At 58.8% G+C, this 6,713-nt stretch carries 7 protein-coding genes; all 7 read right to left on the minus strand.

Features of this window, described 5'->3' with window-relative positions; translation table 11 throughout:
* Positions 1 to 8: 8 nt before the first annotated feature.
* Complete coding sequence (locus EOC06_RS29520) at positions 9 to 350, minus strand: hypothetical protein (protein ID WP_128309448.1); 342 nt, start codon at positions 348 to 350, stop codon at positions 9 to 11.
* A 58-nt stretch (positions 351 to 408) separates the two neighbouring features.
* Entirely contained in the window at positions 409 to 588 is a 180-nt protein-coding gene (locus EOC06_RS29525) for a hypothetical protein (protein ID WP_128309449.1), read from the minus strand.
* Positions 581 to 970: a hypothetical protein gene (locus EOC06_RS29530; protein ID WP_128309450.1), complete on the minus strand. Its 390-nt coding sequence runs from the start codon at positions 968 to 970 to the stop codon at positions 581 to 583. The genes EOC06_RS29525 and EOC06_RS29530 overlap by 8 nt, the downstream gene beginning before the upstream one ends.
* Entirely contained in the window at positions 957 to 1,463 is a 507-nt protein-coding gene (locus EOC06_RS29535) for a hypothetical protein (RefSeq protein WP_206631283.1), read from the minus strand. Before EOC06_RS29535 ends, EOC06_RS29530 begins: the two co-directional genes overlap by 14 nt.
* A 369-nt stretch (positions 1,464 to 1,832) precedes the next feature.
* Complete coding sequence (locus EOC06_RS29540) at positions 1,833 to 2,204, minus strand: hypothetical protein (protein ID WP_128309452.1); 372 nt, start codon at positions 2,202 to 2,204, stop codon at positions 1,833 to 1,835.
* Positions 2,194 to 2,592 carry a hypothetical protein gene (locus tag EOC06_RS29545; protein ID WP_128309453.1) on the minus strand — a complete coding sequence of 133 codons (399 nt, stop codon included), beginning with the start codon at positions 2,590 to 2,592 and terminating at the stop codon, positions 2,194 to 2,196. Before EOC06_RS29545 ends, EOC06_RS29540 begins: the two co-directional genes overlap by 11 nt.
* Positions 2,592 to 6,659 carry a phage tail protein gene (locus EOC06_RS29550; protein ID WP_206631284.1) on the minus strand — a complete coding sequence of 1,356 codons (4,068 nt, stop codon included), beginning with the start codon at positions 6,657 to 6,659 and terminating at the stop codon, positions 2,592 to 2,594. Before EOC06_RS29550 ends, EOC06_RS29545 begins: the two co-directional genes overlap by 1 nt.
* Between the last annotated feature and the right edge of the window lie 54 nt (positions 6,660 to 6,713).

A 6,713-nucleotide genomic window follows, 5' to 3' on the forward strand; every position in this document is an offset into this window, starting at 1 on the left:
GTGCAGCACTACTTCTGAGGCGTGTTGTCCTGCTTGTACTGGACATTGCCAACGGCGATCGTCAGCTTGGTCATCTCGCCGGTCATGGCCTCGACCTTGTCGAGGATCATCTTGTAGTCCTGGCGGGTCTGCTGGTTGGAAGCCTCGATCTGGGCCTGGAGCTTGGCCACCGCGGTATCCATCTTGGCATCGAGCTTGGTGATGTCTTCCTTCGCCTGGGTCAGCTCGAAGCCCTGATAGGTCACGTAGCCGACTGCGCTAAAGAGCACGCCGATGATGGAGACGCACCCGACAATGGCCGAGATGACCTTGCCGTTGATGACGACACCTTTGAGCTCTTCTGCAGACATGTTTGTTCCCTTAAACGCTCCAGGCAATATAGGGCCGAAGGCAAGGGATTGTTTGTCGCTACTGCTGCGGAATGATGCGTTCTGGGGCGGTGTCTCCGAAGGCCGCGGCGTATTGTTTCCTGACCTCCTGGATGATCCAATCCGAGGCCGTCTTCCCTGTGAGGCTGGAGAGCACCGCGAGCTTGGCGCGGTCCTCGTCGGTACCGTAGGCGATGATCCCCTTGTTGCGCTTAGGCATGGAACGCCGACCAGTCGATGGTGGCGGCCTGCTCGATCGCAGCGGGATTGGCCGCTCGTGCAACGGCTGCTTTGGCGGCCAGGCGCATGGTCTCGATCTGTGCTGATACGGTCGTCCACTGTTCCGACATCGTCAGCACGACAACCGCCTGATCGTATGACGTGATGTTGTTCAGCGCCGCCTCGGCAGCGATGTGTGGAATTTCGGCAGTGGCGATGTCAGGATTGGCCATCAGCTGCTCGGCCTCGAGTCGCTTCTGCTGATAGACCATCTCCTGGCCCGGAACGGCGGTGATGAAGCGCTTACGCACTTCACCGGCACCATCGTCGATCTTGGTGTTGGCAGCAGCGCGTAGGGGCGCCAGGTTCTTACTCAGAAGCATGGGCGAACACCTTGATGGTCTTTGGCAAATAGGGCCACTGGACGAGCTCCAGCGTATATTCGGCCGGCATGTCAGAGGTAAGATCCAGCGAACCACCAGTAAGCGTCATTGGCTCGCCGTCGAGGCGAACATCACAAGGATCCGGCAGGGGTATTGTCTTGATGTCGACGCCATCCGCGATCAGTTCGATCTCGTCGGGCAGATCGAAGACCGGTCTGGTGGTGACGACGCCGTCCAGAATGTAGTCGGCCGAGATGTCGCAACGCTGGTTGTCGACACCGGGCGAGATCATCTTGGGCGTGCCATCAAGGTTGAAACGCGGCTCCCCGGTGTCCCAGTCCTTCTCTTGCACGAGCGGCTTCGGCAATGGAGGTAGATCCAGGACCGTGTTTGGACCAGTGTATTCGTTCAGCATCATGTTCCGGACGCCCGCGTGAACAGGGTCAGAGATGATATGAATGATCCGACCGTTTGCTTCGTATTCTACAATCATAGATTTAAATCCCAAACAATGTATCTCATAACAAGTCCGTCTCTGTTGGGGGCGTAATATGTAAAACTAGAGTTTCTGACGCGAACGTAAGCGTTTGCACTGCTAAGCGACCCTGACTCTACCCAGTCATTGATATATAGTCCGTAGAAGCTAGAGTAGGAGACCAGAAACGTAACCATCGGCATATTTAGGAATGTTCTACCGAAGTTCAACGTCCGGATTGATGAACTGGAGAATGTCACGATGCCTTTCATGTGAACGGGCGTCTGCGAGAAATCGCTGCTGAACAACAGATCGGCGTCCCCGGCCGTCAGCACGTCGACGCCTGGTCGCGAAACCTTCATCCCATTGGGGTCGAGAAGCACACGGTTAGCCAACGGGGAGCCTCAAAACGACATATGTGACGGTCCCATCGGTCGAGATGCCGTTTGTCTCGCAATGGATCGTGATGGAGGTGTTGCTGTTGTAGCGCGTCCACGAAATCTGAAAGAAATTCGCCGAGAAGCTGGTCACCTTCGGAAACGACATGATCATCGGCTTGTAGCCAAGATCAGGGACCGTCATCGTGAGTTCCTTGCTGGACGGAACGGCAAGCATGCCGCTCTGGACGAACTGGAACGCCTTGAAGCCGGTCGAGAAAAGCAAGTCGATATCGCCCGCCGTCATGACGTCGATGCCAGGCTTGGAGATGAACAGGCCGATATCGGAAAGGCGAGCGCCAAGACACAATCTAGTTGTCAAACTGGTTCTCCATAATCGCGTAGTAGAAGACGCAACCGCCGGACCCAGTGCCGCCGAAAAACGCAACTGTAGAGATATCCGGTCGCAGACCAATGCTGGCGTTCTGGTTGATGTTGCTGCCAAAGGTGGACATCGGCCAATAAACCGAGCCGATCTTCACCATCGCCATGACGTTCAGCCGCTCAGTGAAGAACGGGACCGTCATTTGCAAGATGCCGCTTCCGTTAAGGGTCGCGCTACCCGTCATCAGCACCTTACCGGCGTCGTCCCAGTCAGTGCTGAATGCCAGCTGTTCGTTGGTCAAAGCCGTCATGACGTCGTAGCCAGGCTTCGACACCTTGAGCTTGTAGGAGCCATCGACAGCACCCATCACAAGTCGATTTGCCATCAGGTGTTATCCGAGAAGAGTAGCCGTGAGTTATCCAGGCTGAAGTTGACCTTGTTGTCGGTCGAGCGGACTGTGCCGGCGGTGAGTGTGCCGACGTTGGCGGTGATCGAGTCGAGCGTCGGAACGTTGATGTTGCCGGGGCCAATCACCGTCACACCACCGGGCGACCAAGGCGTCGGCTCCGTCTGGTTTGCCCCAGCCTCGGCAAAGAACATCTTGTGAGCCCATAGATAGCTATCGGCGAAGGTCGCGAGTGTGCCAAGCTTGCGGATGAACGGACGGCACTTCACTGCACCGGCGGGGGCAGTTGCGATCAACAGAGGTCGCGCATAATTTCCAACGTCAAAGACCGGATTGGTGTTCTGCGCGAGTGCCACTTGGAGAACGGAATACGTAATGGCGCTCCCAGCAGCATTAATCCATTCAATATACATCGTGGCGTTGCAGCGGTGCGCGAAGAGATAGGCAGAGAATTCATATTTCCTGCCGGCTGAGCAAGACCAATATTTGACCGTCGTCGTGCCGGCGATCAACGCCACGAAATCTGCATAGGTCGTGGACAGTGCCGTAGTCTGATAGAGCTGAAAGGCACCTGGCGCCGGGGCGTAGGTATCCAGTCTAACGGACAGTCCAACCGCCCCCGCCACTGAAGGGTAGATTGTCCAGCCAGCCAGGCCGGCCTGAGTGTCGCTGTTCTCGATCAGGTTGCCCCCCGTGCCAACGGTGATCTTGTCAGCCGTGACTGAGCCGGCCGCCAGATGGACGGTCTTGACGGCGTTCGCCTGGATGGCATCGGAGTCGATCGAATTGATCCGCGCCTGATCGGCTATGACCGTGCCCGTCTTCAATGTGCCGCCGTCGATGATCGTCTGGCCGTAATCACCGACGAGGTGCTTGTCGCCCTTGTACGTCGCCAACACGATCGCGTCGTCGTCGAAGGCAGCTACGGGGTCGGTGGTGGCCACGAGCGTGGTGCCGCCCTTCACGTAGCAGAGGAAAACCGTCCCGGTTGTCCAGGTGGCGTTGCCAGCTGTGGTGTTGCGTGTGGCCGTGTTGCCGTCGTCGCCCGTGTACCGGACAACGCCAGAGGTCCAGGAGACCTTGTTGGTGCTGGGGCTGTTGAAATCGAACGTGATGTCTTCGACAACAATACCGCGCCGCGTGCTGAAGACACCCTTCTCGGCGGTCACCGTGCCGGTGCCCAGCTTGTTGCCATCGATCGTCGTCAGGTCACCGGGGTTGCGCCAGTCAGACAACATGGTGTCGCCCTGGACGCGGACCTTGCCACCCTCGATCGAGGTTGAGCCGCCGTTGATCAGATCCGCGAGGTCAGGGCACTCCGGCGTGACCAAGGTCACCTCGTCGGTGATGTCCGAGCGGTTGCCGAACTGATCCACCGCCGACGCGCGGACCTTGTAGGTTTGCAGTGGAAGTACCGTCCACTCAAACGTCGGAGTGCTGGAGGTGAAGCTCACCCAGTTGCCGGCATTCTGCCTGATCTCGAAATCGAAGTAGGCGAAGTCGTCGTCTTCGGCGTCGTCCAGCACCGCGGTGAGGATCATGCGCTGGATGACACCCTCAACGGTCTCCAGGCGCGAGGAGAGTGCAAGACCAGTCGGATCACCCGGCGGCACTGTGTCCACCGTCTGATAGGACTGTGCGAAGACCTCCTGGCTGAAGTTCAGCTCGGTCTTTCCCATCGTGTCGTAGAGCGCGACCACAGCGTAGCAGACGCTCTCGCTCTCCACGGCCACCGACAGCGTGTTGCTGTTGATGTCCATATCTGGCGCGCGCGAGGTGGGGTCGATCCCGGGCGTGGTGGACTTCCAGACCAGGGCGCCGACATAGTCCACGAGGCCAGCGATCGGCCAAGAGAACGAGACGGAGCCGAAGCCACGGTCGGCCGTCACCAGGGGTGCGGCCGGCGCTGGGTTCTTGATCAGGAACGAGATAGGTGCCGAGTTGTTGCCGAACAAATCAAAGGCGGTGATCTCTACACGCAGCTGGCGGGTTGCCCCGTCCGTGCGGATCATCGCAGTGGTATAGCTGAACGCCGGCACACCCACGAACTCGGTGCGAAGCAGCTCCTCGCCGTCGTTGAAGATCTGCACGCGGTAGGATGAGAGAGCCGGGTCGCTGTCGCCAGGTTCCCACTGTAGGTCAGCGTGGACGTCGTCGAACAGGTGGATCGCGCCGTTAAGCCCCGACTGGTTGGCCAGGACGATGTTCTTGACCGGCGCCACAGTGCGGACTTCACCACTCAGGTCGATGTCAGCGTAACCGATGACCGATTTCCGGCCGGTCAGCGCCAAGGCCTGGACCGAGAAGAGATAGCGGCCTTGCTTGACGTCGTAGAGTTCGAACCGCGCGTTCTTCACCTCGCCGTTGAAAACCCACTCGTCGTCATTGAAGCGGGAGTTGATTGCGTAGCTCCGGACGAATTTGTTGGGGTGTGGCTCCCACTCGACCCGCAAGTTCTGCACTGGCCGGCCGTTGCGAACCTCTGTGAATGGCGTGACGCGCAGATTAGTGACGGCCGACATATCGGTCGGGAACTCTGGGACAACGATGACAACCGAACCAGGTGCCTCGGCCGCGGCGGCGTACTTCGTCCGGTTCACTTCGATCGCGCTGACGGTGACGCTCTCGTCGTCTCCGCTATCACCCTCACCACCCTCACCGATGTTGAGGACGCGATATGCCTTGGCACCTTGGCCAATCGAGAAGACGGCCTGTTCCGGGATACCAGGCGGCAACTCCTCGACAATCTTGAGCACCTTGGTCGCCCTGCCCACGGACGCCACGTCGATCGACAGAGTGGCGAGCTCGAACTGGTTCAGGTTGATCACGATTTGGTGGTCGAAGCCGTCTTCCAGGAAGACGTTGTCGCGCAGGAAGATCATGTGGGCGCCATCGGTGCTGGCGATGCGTCCGGTGATGACCTCGTCCATCGTGTCATCAGAGATAAGGATGATGTCGTAAGGCTCCAGATAAAGGCCTTCACGCGCGGTCTCGAAGGTGACGGTCTCGACCTCGGTCTGATCGGTCAGCAGCTTGACGGTCGCACGGTAGACCGCCTCGTCGGCGTTGTTGCAGCCCACGGCGATGAAGTCGTCCGGCGCCCGCCCGTACATGTCGATGGCCGGCTGATCGTAAACGCGACGTCGGTCTTCAGCGTAGAAGAGCGACGGGTTCTTGAATGAGACCGTGTAGTCATTGATGCGGCTCTCCATCTCGGTATACGAGTATCGGAAGGAGCCCTTCACATTTTCGGCCGTGAACAGATGAACAGCCGGCGCCTGGCCGTTGTCGATCCGCAGCCGGCCATACCCGTTACCGTCGTCGAAGAACCGACCACCGAATACGCCAAAGATGTAGGTCGCCAGCTCGCGTGGAGAGACGGGATCTTTGATCAGACTGTTGAATGTAAATTGTGGTTTGCCGTTGGGGAGCCTGATGTCGCACCACTGGCCCGCTTCGTACACGTCGAAGGGATCGAGCGTGATCGGATAGGTGGAGCTCATGCCGTAGCGATCGTTCTCGACCATGTCATAGCCGACGAACGCCGGGTTGTTGGTGTAGTCGATTTTCCAGGTGCCGTCCCAGACGCCTGTGTAGGTGCGTTGGACCGGGTTATAGTTCGACGGGATCTTGACCGTGCGGCCTTCCCAAACACCCTGGAAGGTCGGGAGGCTGGAGAATTGATCACTCGCGCGGCCCTTCAGGCGAACGGTAGCCAGGTTGGGGAACAGCAATGGCTCGGCCTTGACTTCCTGGAAGCTCTCCCAGGAGACGTCAGTGCGATCGTCATCGAGGTCTTCACTATCCTTCGTCAGCTTGGTGACGCGAATGTCGTACGGCACCCCGATCCGAGGCACCTTGATCCGAACTTCCTTCACGGCGTTGGATGTGATTTTCTCGTGGATGTGGACGGTGCCGTTCTGGGCTATCACCTTGTTGCCGGCGGTGGGATTGTAGCTGCCCTCTGCTACGAGCGTGGTGACCCAGGCGGCGCCGTTGAACCACAGGAGGCGGCTGGTAGTCGGATCGTACCAGAGATCACCCACACGCGGGCTGGTGGGCGTGCCCGACGTCCAGAAATAGATGCTGCGCTTTATGTC

The organism is Mesorhizobium sp. M7A.F.Ca.MR.362.00.0.0 (assembly GCF_004023175.1).
Lineage (GTDB): Bacteria > Pseudomonadota > Alphaproteobacteria > Rhizobiales > Rhizobiaceae > Mesorhizobium.